The sequence below is a fragment of the Oryzihumus sp. genome, from assembly GCF_036391795.1.
In the GTDB taxonomy this organism is placed as follows: domain Bacteria; phylum Actinomycetota; class Actinomycetes; order Actinomycetales; family Dermatophilaceae; genus Oryzihumus.
Genome location: NZ_DASVZH010000028.1, coordinates 1 through 15912 on the forward strand (window position 1 = coordinate 1; position 15912 = coordinate 15912).

Annotated in this window: 12 protein-coding genes and 1 pseudogene; 7 read left to right on the top strand and 6 right to left on the bottom strand. The window is 74.0% G+C overall.

The genetic code is table 11. From position 1 onward, the window contains the following. Window positions 1–268, top strand: a pseudogene (locus tag VF825_RS01160) (chloride channel protein); the annotation flags it as partial. A 21-nt stretch (window positions 269–289) separates the two neighbouring features. Here the strand turns inward: VF825_RS01160 and VF825_RS01165 are convergent. After that, window positions 290–730: a YdeI/OmpD-associated family protein gene (locus VF825_RS01165; RefSeq protein WP_331109252.1), complete on the bottom strand. Its 441-nt coding sequence runs from the start codon at window positions 728–730 to the stop codon at window positions 290–292. A gap of 264 nt (window positions 731–994) precedes the next feature. Here VF825_RS01165 and VF825_RS01170 point away from each other — a divergent pair, with 264 nt between their 5' ends. Both VF825_RS01170 and VF825_RS01175 read left to right on the top strand, forming a co-directional pair. Beyond that, window positions 995–2521 (top strand): MFS transporter, encoded by a 1527-nt coding sequence (locus VF825_RS01170; RefSeq protein ID WP_331109254.1) that lies wholly within the window; start codon window positions 995–997, stop codon window positions 2519–2521. A 135-nt stretch (window positions 2522–2656) separates the two neighbouring features. Continuing rightward, the gene (locus tag VF825_RS01175) at window positions 2657–2911 is read left to right on the top strand and encodes a WhiB family transcriptional regulator (protein ID WP_331109257.1); all 255 of its coding nucleotides are present in this window, start codon (window positions 2657–2659) and stop codon (window positions 2909–2911) included. Window positions 2912–2941: 30 nt separating this feature from the next. On the opposite strand, the gene VF825_RS01180 is transcribed toward VF825_RS01175, so the two are convergent. Further along, window positions 2942–4750 (bottom strand): GAF domain-containing SpoIIE family protein phosphatase, encoded by a 1809-nt coding sequence (locus VF825_RS01180; protein ID WP_331109260.1) that lies wholly within the window; start codon window positions 4748–4750, stop codon window positions 2942–2944. Between the two features lie 200 nt (window positions 4751–4950). Between VF825_RS01180 and VF825_RS01185 the strand changes: the two genes are divergently transcribed. From VF825_RS01185 to VF825_RS01195, 3 genes are all read left to right on the top strand, one after another. Beyond that, window positions 4951–5514: an ATP-binding protein gene (locus tag VF825_RS01185; protein WP_331109262.1), complete on the top strand. Its 564-nt coding sequence runs from the start codon at window positions 4951–4953 to the stop codon at window positions 5512–5514. A gap of 150 nt (window positions 5515–5664) precedes the next feature. After that, a complete protein-coding gene (locus tag VF825_RS01190) occupies window positions 5665–7323 on the top strand; it encodes an FAD-dependent oxidoreductase (RefSeq protein ID WP_331109264.1) in 1659 nt (552 codons plus the stop codon). Then, entirely contained in the window at window positions 7323–8744 is a 1422-nt protein-coding gene (locus VF825_RS01195; RefSeq protein ID WP_331109266.1) for a sensor histidine kinase, read from the top strand. Before VF825_RS01190 ends, VF825_RS01195 begins: the two co-directional genes overlap by 1 nt. Before the next feature lie 10 nt (window positions 8745–8754). Here the strand turns inward: VF825_RS01195 and VF825_RS01200 are convergent, their stop codons facing one another. The 3 genes from VF825_RS01200 to VF825_RS01210 all read right to left on the bottom strand — a co-directional run bounded on the left by VF825_RS01200 (window position 8755) and on the right by VF825_RS01210 (window position 11439). Next, entirely contained in the window at window positions 8755–9150 is a 396-nt protein-coding gene (locus VF825_RS01200) for a TraR/DksA family transcriptional regulator (RefSeq protein ID WP_331109268.1), read from the bottom strand. A 279-nt stretch (window positions 9151–9429) separates the two neighbouring features. After that, the gene (locus VF825_RS01205) at window positions 9430–9801 is read right to left on the bottom strand and encodes a UBP-type zinc finger domain-containing protein (RefSeq protein ID WP_331109270.1); all 372 of its coding nucleotides are present in this window, start codon (window positions 9799–9801) and stop codon (window positions 9430–9432) included. Between the two features lie 168 nt (window positions 9802–9969). Further along, a complete protein-coding gene (locus tag VF825_RS01210; RefSeq protein WP_331109272.1) occupies window positions 9970–11439 on the bottom strand; it encodes an MFS transporter in 1470 nt (489 codons plus the stop codon). Between the two features lie 148 nt (window positions 11440–11587). Between VF825_RS01210 and VF825_RS01215 the strand changes: the two genes are divergently transcribed. Then, window positions 11588–12184 (top strand): TetR/AcrR family transcriptional regulator, encoded by a 597-nt coding sequence (locus VF825_RS01215; RefSeq protein ID WP_331109274.1) that lies wholly within the window; start codon window positions 11588–11590, stop codon window positions 12182–12184. A 101-nt stretch (window positions 12185–12285) separates the two neighbouring features. On the opposite strand, the gene VF825_RS01220 is transcribed toward VF825_RS01215, so the two are convergent. Continuing rightward, complete coding sequence (locus VF825_RS01220) at window positions 12286–15852, bottom strand: ABC transporter ATP-binding protein (protein ID WP_331109277.1); 3567 nt, start codon at window positions 15850–15852, stop codon at window positions 12286–12288. Window positions 15853–15912: the final 60 nt, after the last annotated feature.

Consider the following 15912-nt stretch of genomic DNA (forward strand, 5'->3'; position numbering starts at 1 on the left):
CGGGGCGGCAGCAGGTATCGCGCTCTCCCACCTTCCGGGCCTGGCCGCCATATCGGGGGTGGCCATCGGGATCGGCGCATTCACCGCCGGCATGCTGCGCCTGCCCCTCACCTCCGTGCTGCTCACCAGCCTCTTCCTCGGCCAGGACGGCATCACGCTCATGCCGTTGACCATCATCGCCGTCGTGGTGTCCTACGTGCTGACCCAGCGGCTCACCCCTGTCCCGCGGCAGACAGCGACGGCCGACGCCGCGAGCGCCCGCACATGACCGGCAGGTCCGCCGCGCCGCTCACCCCTCGTGGAGGTCCTGCATCGCCTTGGCGAGGCGACGCTGCCGGGTCTCTGTCGTCCTGGCGGTCTCGAGTTGCTGCACCACCGCCTGACGTCGGCTGGGCGACAGGGAGTCGAACGCCTGCTGCGCCGCGCTGTCCGCCGCCAGCGCTGCCGCGAGGTCGTCGGGGACCGCCAGCTCCCTGGGCTGGTCGTCGAGCCGCAGTTCGACCTCCACCTCGTCGCCGGCCTGCACCTTTGCCGCGGCGCGGTGCTCGGCGCTCACCGGGATCTTGGCCACCCCACGCATGGACCCCAGCGTGCTGCGGAAGGTGTAGTCGTTGAGCACCACGACGACGGGCGGCCTCCGGCCAGCACCGAGCGCCTCGACGACCGCGTCCGGGACCTCGATGCCGGTCGCCGTCTTCCCGTCCAGCTGCAACGTCGCCCGAAAGTGCATCCAGACCCTCCTGACGTCCCCACGCGCGGGTTGCGCGCGTACCGATCATCGACCTCGCCGGCGCAGCAAACAACCGGGGGCAGCACGTCCCGGGGCCGTTCGGCATCGCGGCCGCCGTCGACGCCTTGTGGCTCCCCTGCCACGGGGTTACGTTCAAGCGGAAAGGGACTTCCCGCGAAGCGTGGGCAGGCACATGGACACACGCCAGAGGCATCGGCCGACCGAGTGGCTGGCGTGCGCCACCCCGCCCCACCCGGGCCCGGCGTGACCACGCCGCCCACGACGGCCACCACGGTGCAGGTGGCCTACGGCGAGCCCCACGGTCGGTGGGTGCTGGCCGCGACGGTGCTCGGCTCGTCACTGGCGTTCATCGACGCCACGGTGGTCAACGTCGCCCTCCCGCGGATCGGGGAGTCCCTCGGGGCCCGTCTGTCGGACCTGACGTGGGTGATCAACGCCTACACGTTGACGCTCGCGTCGCTGATCCTGCTCGGTGGCTCGCTCGGGGACCGCCTCGGCCGCCGCAGGGTGTTCGTCGTGGGGGTGGTCTGGTTCGCGCTGGCGTCGCTGCTGTGCGGCCTGGCCCCCAACGTCCAGACCCTCATCGCGGCCAGGGGTCTCCAGGGCGTCGGCGGCGCCCTGCTGACGCCGGGCAGCCTGGCCATCCTGCAGTCCTCGTTCCGACCGGAGGACCGGGCCCGGGCCATCGGGGCCTGGTCGGGGCTGGCGGGGATCGGTGGCGCCGCCGGCCCGTTCATCGGCGGCTGGCTGGTGCAGGTGAGCTCGTGGCGATGGATCTTCTTCATCAACCTGCCGGTGGCCGTCGCCGTCGTGCTCATCTCCCAACGCCAGGTGCCCGAGACCCGCGACCCGATGGCACCCCGACACGTGGACGTGGCGGCGGCGGTGCTGGGCGCGGTGGGCCTCGGTGCCGTCACCAACGGGCTGATCGCCTGGCAGAACACGGGCCTGGGCAACGGCACCGTCGTGGTGTCATTGCTGGCCGGCGTGGCTGCCCTCGTCGGCTTCGTCGTCCGCGAGCGCACGGCCGCCGAGCCGATGCTCCCGCTCGACATCTTCGCCTCCCCCATCTTCCGCGCGACCAACGCCGCGACGTTCGCCATCTACGCGGCGCTCGGCGGCGTGTTCTTCTGGCTCGTGCTCCAGCTCCAGGTCGTGGCCGGGTTCTCCCCGATCGCCGCCGGCCTGGCGTTGCTGCCTGTCACGGGCCTGATGCTCCTGCTGTCCGCGCGGATGGGTGGCCTGGCGCAGCGGATCGGGCCGCGGATCCCCATGACGGTCGGGCCGCTGCTGTGCGCGGTCGGGGTTGCCGGCCTGACCCGCCTGGGTGCCGGCGCGACATACCTGACGGACGTGCTGCCACCGGTGGCCGTCTTCGGGCTGGGACTCTCGCTGACGGTCGCGCCGCTGACCGCGACCACCCTGGCGGCGGCGCCGGAGCAACACGCCGGCCTCGCCAGCGGCGTCAACAACGCGGTGGCGCGCGTGGCCGGCCTGCTGTCCGTTGCGGTTCTCCCCCTGGTCGCCGGGCTCAGCGGTGAGGCGTACCACGAGCCGGCCCGGCTGGAGCCGGCCTTCCAGACCGCCATGTGGGTCTGCGCCGGACTGCTGGTGGCCGGCGCGGTGCTGTCTGCGCTCTTCGTCCGGGCGCCGGCGGCCGAGCCCTCGCAGCCCACCGCCCGTCGGTACTGCCCGGTGGACGGGCCGCCACTGCAGGAATGCCCGCGGCAGGGCCCTCTGGCCGGGGCCGGCCGCGGCTCGGCGACCTGACCACGCAGGGGCGAGCGGGCCCGGGCCGCAAACACCCAGCGCCCAGAGGTGGTCCTTTGATGCTTCTCTCAGGTTCCGGGGCCAGAGTGGCCGGTTCCCATTGACCACCGGCACCTCGTGCCGATTGGAGGGCTTGTGAACTGGCGTGACAAGGCGGAATGCCTCAGCACCGACCCGGAGCTGTTCTTCCCCGTGGGGACGACCGGGCAGGCGCTCATCCAGGCCGACGCGGCCAGGCGGGTGTGCCAGCGGTGCCCGGTGCAGGACGAGTGCCTGCGCTGGGCCCTGGACAGCCGTCAGGAGACCGGCATCTGGGGTGGCACCGACGAGGAGGAGCGCCGGCTCATTCGCCGTCGGCAGTCCCGGGAGGCGCGCCGCGTGGCCTCCTGACGCGGCGGCCCAGGCAGGGACCTCGGCGGCTCACGCCGGCCGGTCCGGCGACGTCGGCGGTTCGCCCCGGCGCACCGCCAGCGCGGCGACGTCGTCGTCCCGGGAGGCGTCCCGCAGCTCGGCGACCAGCTCGTGCAGGGCCACGGACAGGTCCGTGCCGGTCAGGCGCGTCATCGCCTCGTCCATGCGCTGCTGCCCCCGGTCGATGTCCTCGTCGCGTCGCTCGATGAGGCCGTCGGTGAAGGCCACCAGGGTGTCGCCCCGCTCCAGGGGGACGGTCAGCTCCTGTCGGGGCTGCTCCGCGATGCCGAGCGGGGGGCCACTGGCCAGCGGGAGCGGCTCGGACCTGCCGTCCCGGCGGAGCAGCACCGGCGGTGGGTGCCCGGCGTTGGCGACCACGAGCTCTCCGCGCGTCGGGTCGGCGACCATGTACACGAGCGTGACCAGCTGCTCCGTGGGGTACTGCGCGAACATCAGGTCGAGCCGGCTGGTGACGGTCGCGGGGGCAGGGTCCAGGGCGGCATAGGCCCGGACGGCTGCCCTCATCTGGGCCATAGCCGCCGCGGCGCCGACGCCGCGGCCCATGACGTCACCGACGAAGAGCACCAGGCGACCGTCACTGAGGGGTATGGCGTCATAGAAGTCGCCGCCCACCTCGGTGCGCCCGGAAGGGCCGTAGTAGCTGGCCAGCTCCCATCCGGGGACGGCGGGCAGCGACTCGGGCAGCACGGCGTGCTGCAGCTGGTCTGCTGCGGCCAGGGTCTGGCTGTGGAGCTCGGCGTTGTCGATGGCGATCGCGGCGCGCTTGGCCAGGTCCTCGGCGAGGGCCAGGTCGTCGGGTCCGTAGAGCCGGTCGGACTCGGCCGAGACCCAGGTGATGACCCCCAGCACCCGGCCTCGGGCCACCAGCGGCACCGTCAGGCCGCTGCGCAGCCGCAGCTCGCGGGCGATGCGCAGGTGCTCGTCATCGATCGCGGCGGCCACCAGCATCTCGTCGGTGACCTCGCGGACCAGCTCGCTGCGGCCGGTCCGCATCACGTTCCAGGCTCCGCTCGGGGCGTCCGGGTCGGCGGGGTACCGCTGCTCGAGGTCGATCGCGAGCTGGACCTTCGCCGGGTCCACGTGCTCCACCGCGAGACGGTTGAGACGACCGTCCTCGACCAGGTCGATGGCGCACCAGTCGGCGAAGGTGGGGACGGCCAGCCTGGCGACCCTGGCCAGCGTGGTCTGGTAGTCCAGGCTGCTGCTCAGCTCCGTGGCGGCGTCGGCGAGGAAGACCAGCTTGGCGGTCTGCTTCGCTGCCTCCTCCTGGGCGCCGACGCGCTCCAGGGCCTGGGCGCAGGTGTCGGCCAGGATCTCGAAGAACTCCAGCTCGGCCGAGTCCACGAACCTCGCCGCAGGGAAGGAGAGCCCAATTGCCCCGATGGTCCGCGTGCTCACCCTCAGCGGCAGGCAGACGATCGAGCGCTCACCGCGGTCGGACTCGGGGTAGCGCTCCGCGATCTCGGCAGCCCCTGACAGGACGAGGCGCCGCCCCGTGCGGACCACGTCGCTGACCGGGGTCCGGCTGTCGAGGGGGAAGCTCGCCCACTGCTCCGCCTCTCCCTCGTCACCGCCGCGCAGCCCCACCAGTCGCAGCGTCGCAGGCCCGTCGAGCAGGGTCAGCGAGGCCATCGTGGCTCCCACGGCATCGGCGCTGTGCGTGATGACGATCTTGGTCACCGCGTCGACCGTGTCGGCGGTGGCCAGCTCTGCCGTGACCCGGGCCAGGCGCGTCAGCCGGTCACCCAGGTGGCGCGCGGCCCTTGAGGCACCCTCGCCCGGGGGATCCGAAAGCACCGGCCCATCATGCCGGGTCGCCGGTGGCCCCTGTCCACCTCTTGGGCAGAACGGCGTGGAGGCTCCTCGATGCGGGACCCAGCTGCGCCGCCAACCCACCGGCAACCCGGTCGGCGTGAGAGCATCGGCTTCGGGTGCGCTGCTCACGGCACCTCGAGCCCTGGTTCAGGGGGTCGGACGCGGTCCCGAAGGGGGCGAAGATGTGCCACCACGCCACCAAGTCGTTGCCGCCTGAGCCGCATTCGGCCCCGGCCGCGCGGGAGTTCCTGCGGCGCTGCTACAGCAGCTGGGGACTGATGGAGATCGCCGAGGACTCAGAGCTGGCCCTGTCCGAGCTGGTCACCAACGCCGTGCTGCACGCCCGGACCCCGCTCCTGGTGAGCGTGAGCTGCGCCGACTCGACGATCGAGCTGGCGGTCTTCGACGGCACGCCGACGCGGCCGGTGGTGCGACCCCACCGATCGGACCTGGCCGGAGACCTGGCAGCCGCCCACGCCCTCGAGGCCGAGCTCGACGAGGTGCCGCACGAGCGGGACCCACGGTTGCACGTGGGGCCCGCCGGTCCGGTCACCGGCGGACGGGGGCTGCTCGTGGTGGACGCCGTCGCCGCCCAGTGGGGGGTCAGCCCGCTCAGTGACGGCAAGGCCGTCTGGGCCCGCACGCCGGTGTTCGACGGCTGGGAGCCGCCCGCTGCGTGCCCGTGCTCCACCTCGGACCAGGCGGTCACCCTGGCCTCCGGTCACCCGGTCGTCGACTGCTGCTGAGGCCCCCGCCGACCGACTCCACCCGCGCCAGGCCAGGGCCGGTCGACCCCTGATGCCCGGTTCAGCGCGCGCCTATGCTGCGAGCTAGCGGTTCCACCGTCCCTCCAGCCTCCCCGCGGCAGGCGACGAGGTCGCCCGAAGGCCGAGGTCATGACCAGACCGACCATCCTGACCGTCGACGACGACCCCCTGGTCTCGGCTGCCATCAGCCGGGACCTGCGCAGCCGCTACGGCAGCGAGTACCGCATCGTGCGCGCGACCTCGGGCGCAGAGGCGCTGTCGGTCCTGGCCGAGCTCGCGCTGCGCGACCAGCCGGTCGCCCTCATCGCCGCCGACCAGCGGATGCCGCAGATGACCGGGACCGAGATGCTCGAGCGGGCCCGCACCCACGCGCCGGGCGCCAAGCTCCTGCTGCTGACCGCCTACGCCGACACCGACGTGGCCATCACGGCGATCAACGACATCGGCCTGGACTACTACCTGCTCAAACCCTGGGACCCGCCCGAGGAGCGCCTCTACCCCGTCGTGGACGACCTGCTGGGCGACTGGGTCCAGGAGAACCCGGACCACACCGCCGACGTGCGCGTGGTCGGGCACCGGTGGTCCGAGCGCAGCTACGAGCTCAAGACCTTCCTCGCCCGCAACCACGTGCCCTACCGCTGGTACGACATCGAGCGCGACATCGAGGCGCAGCGGCTGGCCGGGCTCGCGCAGGCGTCGGCGGACGACCTGCCCCTGGTCCTCGTGCCCGACGGCGACACCCTGCGCGCCCCCTCGACCCTCCAGGTCGCCGGCGCGCTCGGGCTGCGCACCAGCGCGCAGCAGCCGCTGTATGACGTGTGCATCGTGGGCGGGGGCCCGGCCGGCCTGGCCGCGGCGGTGTACGCCGCCTCGGAGGGGTTGAGCACCGTTGTCGTGGAACGCGAGGCGCCCGGGGGCCAGGCCGGCCAGAGCGCCGCCATCGAGAACTACCTCGGCTTCCCCAAGGGGCTGACCGGCTCCGACCTCACCCAGCGCGCCCTGGCCCAGGTGTTCCGGTTCGGGGCGGAGGTGGTGCTGGCACGGGACGTCGTCGGCTTCGAGACCCGCGGGCCGGTGCGCGCCGTGCTCCTCGAGGGCGGCGGCGCCATCGAGGCCCGCGCGGTCGTGGTGGCCACCGGCGTCTCCTACCGGCGCCTCGAGGCCGACGGACTGGCCGAGCTCACCGGCCGCGGCGTCTACTACGGCGCGAGCGCCGGCGAGGCGGCCCAGTGCCAGGGGGACGACGTCTACGTCGTCGGCGCCGCCAACTCGGCGGGGCAGGCGGCGCTGAACCTCGCCCGGTACGCCAAGCGCGTGGTGCTGGTGGTCCGCGGACCGGCACTCGAGCTGACCATGTCGCGCTACCTCATCGAGCGGATCACCGCGGCGACCAACATCGAGGTGCGCCACCGCTGCGAGGTGGCCGCCGCGCGAGGTGAGGGCCACCTGGAGTCGCTGGTCCTGGTCGACCGCGACTCCGGCGCGACCGAGGAGGTGCCCACCAGCTGGCTGTTCGTCTTCATCGGCGCCTCGCCGCGCACCGAGTGGCTCGGGCCGGACATCGTGCGCGACGACAAGGGCTTCGTCGTCACCGGGCCGGACCTCCTGGGCGCCGCGCACCCCGCCCGCTGGCCGTTGTCCCGGGCCCCGTTCGTCCTCGAGACGAGCGTGCCCGGCGTCTTCGCCGCCGGAGACGTGCGCCTCGACTCGATGAAGCGGGTCGCCTCCGCCGTCGGCGAGGGGGCCATGGCCGTCTACCTCGTCCACCGCTACCTGGCGACCATCTGATGCGCGTCGCGGACCTGCGCCCGCTCGCCATCTTCGAGGGCCTGACCGACGACCAGCTCGCCGAGCTGCTCGAGGCCGGCACCGAGGTGCGCATCGAGCCGGGCGTCGACCTGTTCCGTGAGGGCGAGCACGCCGACCACTGGTGGGTGCTGGTCGACGGCGCGATCCACCTCGTGCGCCGCGTCGGCCGCGAGGAGACGGTCGTGGGGAGCATGGACGTACCCGGCCGCTGGGCGGGAGGGTTCCGCGCCTGGGACGAGCACGGGGTCTACCTGGCCACCGGCCGGGGACGGACGCCGGGACGGGTGCTCCGGGTGCCGGCCCCGGCACTGCGCGAACGCTCCTTCGCCTGGTTCCCGTTCGCCGCCCACCTCATCGAGGGGCTCTACGGCACCGCACGCTCCATCGAGTCGACGGTGCGCCAGCGGGAGGCGCTGGTCACCCTCGGCACCCTCGCCGCCGGCCTCGCGCACGAGATCAACAACCCGGCGGCCGCAGCCTCCCGGGCGGTCGCCTCGCTGGAGGACGCCTGCGGCACGCTGCTGTCCTCCCTGGGCCGGCTGGCGCACGACGAGATCTCGGCCCGCCAGTTCACCGCCCTCGACGAGCTGCGCCGCGAGCTCGAGCCGGGCGCCGGGCCGCGGGACCCGCTGGCCGCCGCCGACCTCGAGGACGCGCTCGCCGCGTGGCTCACCGGTCGCGGCGTGGCCGCGGCCGGCACCCTCGCGCCGACCCTGGCCGACGCCGGTGCCGACCTCGACTGGTGCGCGCGGGCCGCGGACGCCCTCGCGGGGTCCGCCCTGGAGCCAGGCCTGGAGTGGGTGGCCAGCACCCTGGCCACGTCCACGCTGCTGGCCGAGGTGAGGGAGTCCACCCGGCGGGTCTCCGACCTCGTCGCGGCCGTCCGCTCCTACTCGCAGATGGACCGGGCCTCGATGCAGCTCGTCGACGTCACCGAGGGCCTCGAGAGTACCCTCGTCATGCTCGGGCACACGCTGCGCGACGGTGTCACGGTCGTTCGGGACTACGGTTCCGGGGTGCCCCGCGTGGCCGCCTACGCCGGCGAGCTCAACCAGGTGTGGACGAACCTCATCGACAACGCCGTCGACGCGATGGGCGGGGCCGGCACGCTCCGGCTGACGACCCGGGCCGAGGACGGCAACGTCGTGGTCGAGGTCACCGACACCGGTCCGGGGATGCCGCCGGCGGTGGCGGCGCGGGCCTTCGAGGCGTTCTACACGACCAAGGACGTGGGCCGGGGCACGGGCCTCGGCCTCGACATCGCCCGGCGCATCGTCGAGGAGCGCCACGGCGGCACCATCGGCATCGACTCCAGCCCGGGCCGCACCGTCCTGCGGGTGCGTCTGCCCGTCCCCTCCCCGGACACGCCGGGGGCGCCGCAGACACGCGACCCCGGTTGACCCCCGGCCGTCAGTGGCGTTCGGCCGCAGCGCAGGTGATGCAGGTCCGGGTCGTGGGACGAGCCTCGAGGCGTGCTGCCCCGATCGTCCCGCCGCAGCGTTCGCAGACCCCGTAGGTGCCTGCCGACAGTCGCTCCTGAGCCAGGTCGCAGTCGGCCAGGTGGCTGCGGGCCTGCTCCAGGAGCGCAGCCACCTGAGCCCGCTCGTAGGCGATGGTCGCGCCGTCCGGGTCGTGCTCGTCATCCGTGGAGACGTCCTGGGAGGCCTCGATGATCGTGTCGACGTCGCGACTCAGGTAGGCGATGCGCGAGACCAGCTCCTGGCGCTCCTCGTCGAGCGCGGCGCGCGCGGCCGGGAAGTCATCGGCGGGAACGGCCGGAACCACGGGTTCGGAGTGGGCTGTCATGGCGTATCCAACGGATCGCGGCGACCGGCTGTTCCTCCCCTGCCGGGAAGAACGGGCGTGCCCCGTGCGTTGTCCCCCGTGCCGGCCCTGGAAGCGTGTGTGGTTGAGCCGCCGACAGACGACGTCATCACGACGTGGCAGTCGAGCTTGGGCGATGCGAGGGGTTCGATTCCTCTCGACGGCACGCACGACGGACGGGCGCCCCACAGGTGCCCGTCCGTCTGTCTGTCTCGGTGTGGACCGTCCCATCCCGGCCTCGTGTCCTCGCTCGCCCTCCGGCTAGTGCAGCCGGGACCGCCAGTCGGGCGGCACCCGCCCCGCCGGTCCCGGGACGCCCTGTCCGGCGGGGTGGGAGGTCGGGCCCGCCAGCTCGGGCCCCTCGAGCCAGTCGCCCGTGGCGTAGTCGTAGAACCAGTCCTCGTCCGGCTCGAAGCTCTGGACCACCCGGTGCCCGGTGGCGCGGAAGTGCCCGGAGGCGTGCTGGGCGGGTGAGGAGTCGCAGCAGCCGACGTGGCCGCAGCGCGCGCAGCGACGCAGGTGCAGCCACCAGCCCGGCGGGGTGGCGGCGTCACAGTCGGCGCAGCCGGGGCCGCTCGGGGCAACCTCGGGCCTGACCTCGACCTCGGGCCTGAGCTGGCTGCCGTCGCCCACGTGCCGACCCCTCTCACCGATGCGGCCCCGCGCCACGGCAGTCTCGTCGCCTCGGTCTGCGGGAGCCTCGTGCAGTTCGCGTAGCGCGGGCTGGTCCATGCCTGCGCAGCAACGCCCCGCCGGGGGTCCCCGGCGGGGCGTTGCGTGCGGTGTGACCGGCTGCTCGGCTCAGGCCACCGGCTCCAGCACACGGGCCTCCGTCTCCGGCAGCGCCACCTCGGGACGTGGGGTGCGACGGCGTACGGCCAGGGACAGCACGAGCACCACGGCGACAGCGATGAGGCCGGCGGCGACACCGAACCCGCGGTCTGCGCCCAGCGCGAACAGCGCCTTGGCGTGCGCCGACGCGGCCGGGGAGGACGCCGCCCCGGGCCCGGCGGTGGCGAAGACGGTGACGAGCACCGCCAGGCCGACCGCTCCGCCGACCTGCTGGGTGACGTTGACCAGGCCGGAGGCGATGCCCACCTCATGGGCCGGCACCCTGGCCATGCCCGCGTCGGTGAGCGGGACGAAGGCGGTGCCGTTGCCGAACGCGAACAGCACCATCGAGCCGATCAGCTGCGCGTAGGTGGTGTCGACCCCGAGCCGAGTCAGCAGGACGAGACCCACCCCGGACATCGCCATCCCGGCGAGCATCACGGCGCGGGTGCCGACCCGCGGCACGAACACCCGGGTGGCCAGCTGGGAGCTGACGAACACCGTCACCGGGAACGGCACGAACGCCAGTCCGGTCCGCACCGGCGACCAGCCGAGGACGAGCTGGAAGTACTGGCTGAGGAAGAAGAACGCGCCCATGCTGCCGGCGACGAGCAGCAGCCGCGCGACATACGCACTCGCGCGCTCCCGGTCGGCGAACAGGTGCAGCGGCGTGATGGGGTGCTCGACGCTGCGCTCGACGAGGACGAAGGCGGTCATCAGGACGAGCGCGGCCGCGAAGGAGGCCAGGGCCGTGGCGCTGCCCCAGCCGTCGGCCGCGGCGCGGATGAACCCGTAGACCAGGGCGGTCATGCCCGCCGTGGACAGCAGGCTCCCGGCGACGTCGATGCGGCCGGACTGGCCGCGGCCGCGGGGCAGGGCCACGCGGGACAGCGCGAGCACCACGAGCCCGATGGGCACGTTGACGAACATCACCCACCGCCAGGAGGCGTAGGAGGTGAGCAGGCCGCCGGCGATGAGCCCGATGGCGGCGCCGCTGGCGGAGACGATCGTGTAGTAGCCCACGGCTCGGGTGCGGTCCCGCGGCTGCGGGTACAGCCCCATGAGGATCGCGAGGGCCGACGGGGCGATGAGGGCCGCGCCGACGCCCTGCGCGGCCCGGGCCAGGAAGAGGTCGGCGCCGGCGCCGGCGAAGCCGCCGAGCAGGGAGGCGGCGGTGAAGAGGGCCATGCCGACCGCGAAGACGGTGCGGCGCCCGAACAGGTCACCGGCGCGGGCGCCGAGCAGGAGCAGCCCGCCGAAGGCGAGGGTGTAGGCGTTGACGACCCAGGACAGGTTCGCGGGCTGGATGTGCAGCGCCTGCTGCATGTCCGGCAGCGCGATGTTCACGATCGCCGAGTCGAGGACGATCATCATCTGGGTGGTGAGGACGACGGCGAGGGGGAGCCACGTCCGGGTCGGCGTGGCAGTGCTGGAACTCATGGATGGGAGGTCCTTCCCGGCAGGCGGGGCTATCATGGTGACGAAAGCGGAGGAACCCTCCGCGTCGTGACAAGAGTGGAAGCGGAGATTCCCTCCGCTTAACCGACTATACGGAGGACGTCTCCGTTTATGCAAGGTGGTGACTCGGGTGTCCCCTGAGGGCAAGGCGCTCCGCGCCGATGCCGCCCGCAACCGGGCGCGGCTCCTCGACGCGGCGACGGCGCAGTTCGCCGAACGCGGCGTCGAGACGTCGCTGGACGACGTGGCCAAGGCCGCGGGCGTGGGCATCGGGACCCTCTACCGCCACTTCCCCACCCGCGAGGACCTCGTCCTGGCGGTCTACGGCGCCCAGATCGACGCCCTCGACGCGCGTTCCCGGGAGCTGGCGACCAGCGAGGACCCCGGCGAGGCGCTGCGCGAGTGGATGCGCGGGTTCGTCGACTTCTACGCCGTCAAGCAGGGCATGGTGACCCTGCTGCGCACGATGATGGACGGCAGCCGCTCGGAGCACTTCGCGCAGACCCGGGAGACGCTGCGCCTGGCCGCGGAGCGCATGCTCGCCCCCGCCATCGAGGCCGGGGTGATCCGCGAGGACGTCGCCGCGCCCGAGCTGCTGCGCGCCCTGGGGGGCATCTGCCTCACCAGCGACCCGAGGTCGACACCGCCCTCATCGACGCTGGCCCTGGTCGACCTCGTGTATGACGGGCTGCGCTACGGCGCACCGGTGGCCGCGACCCGCTCCTGACGACGAGGCACACTGGCTCCCGTCCTGCGGGCCCGTGACCCGCGCGGTCGCGGCCGCGGTGCACCGGCGCCGCCGCTCCGACCCGGTATGCCGCGCTGTCGCTAGCCGGCGAGGTGGCCCCAGCTCGTCGAGAGCTCGTGCCACGCCCCGACGGCGGCGACGCGACCTTCCACCAGCACCACCACGCGGTCGGCCTGGGCCAGCGCCGCCCGCTTGGACGTGGCGCCGATGACGGTGGCGCCCCGCTCACGCAGCGCGGACCACAGCTCGATCTCGGTGGCCGAGTCGAGCGCCGAGGAGACGTCGTCGGCGAGCAGCAGCTCGGCCTCGCATGCGAGCGCCCGCGCCAGCGCGAGGCGCTGCACCTGGCCGCCGGAGAGCCGGACCCCGCGGTGCCCGACCAGCGCGTCGGGGCCGCCGGCCGACTGGACGTCCGGGACGAGACGGGCGGTCTCGAGGGCCGGGCGCACGGCGCGGCCCGGGTGGTCCAGCCGGACGTTGTCGGTGAAGGTGCCGGAGAGGACCCTCGGCACCTGGGCGACGTGGGCGACCCGACCCGGTCGCAGGAACGTCTGCGGCTCGGCCACCGGCTGACCGTTCCAGCGGATCTCCCCCGTGCTGGTGACCAGACCGGCCAGGGCGGAGAGCAGGCTGGACTTGCCTGACCCGACCTGCCCGAGCAGGAGCACCAGCTCACCGGCGCCGACCGTCAGGTCCACGCCGGTCGCCCCGAGGGTGCCGTCGTCGTGCACCGCCGTGAGACCAGCGATCTCGAGGGTGCGCAGCGGCTCCCGGGGGGCGGACACCGGCGCGGGGGCGGCGCCCTCCACGAGGTCGACTCCCGCCGGCACGCGCATGAGGTCGCCGCCGCCGGCGAGCCGGCTCGTGGTCTGCATCCAGGCGCGGGTGCCCGGGGCCTCGGTGATGACCGACCCCGCGACCCGCCCGAACCAGTCGAAGCCGTTGACCGCTCCGGCGACCAGCAGGGCCGTGGCCAGCCCCCAGCCGCCGGCGACGAGGACGGCCCAGGCCGTCACGACGCCGCACTGGACCATGACGATCGGGACGCCGTCGAGCAGGGCCTGCACGCGGTGCTCGCGGACCGCGGCGGCCACGCGGCCACCGTCGACCTCGCGCAGGTGGGCGTGCACGCTCGGCGTCGACGCGGCGAGCTTTACCGTGCGCACCGAGTCCAGGGCCGAGACCAGGGAGCGGCCGAAGCGGGCGCGGGCGGCGGCGGAGGCCGCAGCGGACCGGCCGGCTACGCGCCGCCCCAGGGAGGAGGCGAGCGCGGAGGCAACCATGACGGCGAGCAGGACCCCGCCGGCCAGCAGGCTCCGCGCCGCGACCGCGGTCACCGCGGCGATGGCGAGGCCGTTGACGAAGTCGACCCAGCGGTCGGCGTAGCGGGCCAGGCGGTCGGCGTCCATGGTGCGGGCCACGACCTCGCCGGGAGGGGTCCGCTCCAGACGGTGCTGGGCGGTCTGCCCGACCAGCACCGCCGAGCGCACGCGCAGCATCACCGACACCCACCACCGTGGGTAGCGCCGGAAGGACTCGGCGAGCAGCAGCGGCGACAGGAGCAGCGAGACCACGAGCGCAGCGGTCAGCGCCACGGGGCTCTCGCCGTGCTGGAGGGCGACCACGAGGTGTCCCCAGATCCAGCCGGTGACGGCGCCGAAGGCCCCGGAAAGTGCCGCGGCGAGGAAGAGCCCGACGCTGACCAGGCCCCACTGCGGCTCGATGCGCAGCGCCGAGGCGGTCGCCCGGGCCAGGCCGGGCACGTCCTCCAGGCGCGGGGCGGGCGGGGGCGCCCCGGTGCGGCGGGCGGTGCCGACCCGGCCGGTGGCCAGGGTCGTGTCGTCAGGCGAAGCGGCGCCGGAGGCCGTGGGGGTGGGGGCGAGTGGCCCGTCGTGAGCGGGCGGGGCGGAGTCCTCCTCCGCCGCGGCCTCGAGCAACCGCTGGAACGGCCCCGGCTGGGCGGCGAGCCGGGCGCGCGAGCCCTGCTGCACGACCCGCCCGCCCTCCAGCACCGCGACGTGCTCGGCGCGCCGGGTCGTGGACAGCCGGTGGGCGACCAGGAGGCCGGTGCGCCCGGAGAGGAGCCGCTCGGCGGCACGCACGACGTTGGCCTCGGTGACCGGGTCCATGCGGGCGGTGGCCTCGTCGAGGACGACCACCCGCACGTGGCGCACCAGCAGGCGCGCGAAGGCGACGAGCTGTTCCTCGCCGGAGGACAAGGTCGTGCCGCCCGGGCCGAGCGGGGTGTCCAACCCGTCGGGCAGGCCGGACACCCAGTCCTCCAGGCCGAGCTCGGCGACGGCGCGCTCGACCTCGGCGCGCGGCACCGGCTCGAAGAGCGTGATGTTCTCGGCCAGGGTGCCGGCGAGGATCTCGGTCCGCTGGGTCACGACGCCGACGGCGGAGCGGAGCCGCTGCAGGTCGACGTCGAGCACGTCGACGCCGCCGAGCAGGACCGACCCGCGCTCGGGCTCGACGGCCCGGGAGAGCAGTGAGGCCAACGTCGACTTGCCCGACCCGGTGCGGCCGACCAGGGCGCAGGTGGTGCCGGCGGGGACGTCCAGGTTGACCTGCTGGAGCGCGAAGCGCCCCTCGACGTAGCTGAAGCGCAGGTCGCGGAACTGGATGTCCAGCGGCCCGTCCGGCAGGTCGTCGCCGCCGACGGGCTCGGACTCGGTGCCCAGCAGACCCCGGAGCCGCAGCACGGCGCCGAAGCCGGCCTGCAGGTCCGGCAGGTGCCGGGCCAGCATGTCGGTCTGGCCCACGAACATGGTGGTGACGAGGAAGAGCGTGACCAGCTCGGCGGTGTCGAGCCGGGCGTTGACCACCAGCGTCACCCCGACGAGCGCGGTGGCTGCCAGCACCGCGTGCAGCAGCGTGCCGGTGCGCCGGCCGATCCGGCTCTCCAGCTCGAGGACGCTGTTGAACCTGCGGTGCACCTCGGAGGCGAGCTCGGTGCAGCGCCGCACCACGTGGGCCTGGCCCAGGCTGGCGCGGAGGTCGTCGCGCCCGGCCACGCCCTCCTCCAGGGCCGCGGCGTGGTCGGTCCACGCCGCCTCCTCCACGACCTTGCGGGCCGAGAGCACCGGGAGCAGCGGACGGACGGTGGCCAGCGCGGCCACACCGGCGAGGGGGAACAGGAGGAAGGCGGGCCACCACGTGGTCCCGGCGACGATCCACAACGGGCCGGACGCGAACAGCGTGCGGATCGCCTGCCACGCGCTCTGGCGCAGCAGGGTGCCGACCTCATGGGTGTCGTCGTCGATCCGGTCCAGGACCTCGCCGACCGCCTGCTCGGTGAGCGTCGACAGCGGCTGGTGCAGCGCCGCGTCGAGGAGGTCGGCGCGCAGGCGTCCCTCGGCGCGGTCGACCACCCCGGCCCACAGGGTGCGGGCGCCGGTGTCGAGCACGGCCGCCCCGACGACGCAGGCGGCGAGCAGCAGGACCAGCCGCTGGGTGGCGTGCTCGGCCAGCTGCCCGGCGACCAGCGTGCCCAGGGAGGTGCCCACGGCGGCGACCGCACACGCGAGCAGCGCCCACGCCGCCACCGGGGTGCGCAACCTCCGCCAGTCGACCGTGCGGTTGGTGTCTGGCGATGTGGTTGGGGCGAGCACCGTGCGGACGGCCTCGAGCTGGGTCAGTGGCATCGTCTTGAACGCTACGAGATGGCACCGACGGTCGTCGCGTGGTTATTCGGGAGCCCGGAC

Coding starts and splice junctions, on each gene's coding strand:
- VF825_RS01190 (WP_331109264.1), top strand. CDS start 5,665: ATGACCAGACCGACCATCCTGACCGTCGACGACGACCCCCTGGTCTCG.
- VF825_RS01165 (WP_331109252.1), bottom strand. CDS start 730: ATGCACTTTCGGGCGACGTTGCAGCTGGACGGGAAGACGGCGACCGGC.
- VF825_RS01220 (WP_331109277.1), bottom strand. CDS start 15,852: ATGCCACTGACCCAGCTCGAGGCCGTCCGCACGGTGCTCGCCCCAACC.
- VF825_RS01210 (WP_331109272.1), bottom strand. CDS start 11,439: ATGAGTTCCAGCACTGCCACGCCGACCCGGACGTGGCTCCCCCTCGCC.
- VF825_RS01195 (WP_331109266.1), top strand. CDS start 7,323: ATGCGCGTCGCGGACCTGCGCCCGCTCGCCATCTTCGAGGGCCTGACC.
- VF825_RS01185 (WP_331109262.1), top strand. CDS start 4,951: ATGTGCCACCACGCCACCAAGTCGTTGCCGCCTGAGCCGCATTCGGCC.
- VF825_RS01200 (WP_331109268.1), bottom strand. CDS start 9,150: ATGACAGCCCACTCCGAACCCGTGGTTCCGGCCGTTCCCGCCGATGAC.